The organism is Polaromonas sp. P1_G1 (genome assembly GCF_056405595.1).
Genome location: NZ_JBFUBU010000236.1, coordinates 1 through 406 on the forward strand (window position 1 = coordinate 1; position 406 = coordinate 406).

At 52.2% G+C, this 406-nt stretch carries 1 protein-coding gene; it reads right to left on the bottom strand.

Features of this window, described 5'->3' with window-relative positions:
- Positions 1-406, bottom strand: a 406-nt coding sequence (locus tag AC1D1Y_RS26640) for a hypothetical protein (RefSeq protein ID WP_477684989.1), incomplete at both ends; no start/stop codon positions are given.

Below are 406 nucleotides of genomic sequence, written 5' to 3' on the forward strand. Positions count from 1 at the left end.
GTTTTCTCCCAGCGCTGGCACGGGCGGCTATGACTGGCTCGCGCCCAAGTTCCCTAATTAGCCAAACAAAGAGGCCTAGAACGAACGCCATAAATGTGAACTTAGCAAATGACGTACCCGGATTAAGGCGGAACTGTGTGAGCGTAAGGGCGAAGGGCTGCATGAAGGGCCATGCAATCAGCAATGCAACGAAAGCTGCAAGCATAAAAACAGCGAACCACCGAACTAACGAAGCCGCCCGAAGACTGCCACGCAGCAGAAAGATGCCAGCGAATACCGCAAATATGTTGAAGCTCGACGAATACGAAATGCGGTTGGCAATGCAGTAAATCATCACCGCAATGTCGATCAAGCCGACTACCAACAAGACAGCGCCGACGCGCTTGAGAATAGGAGTGTGCTGTGT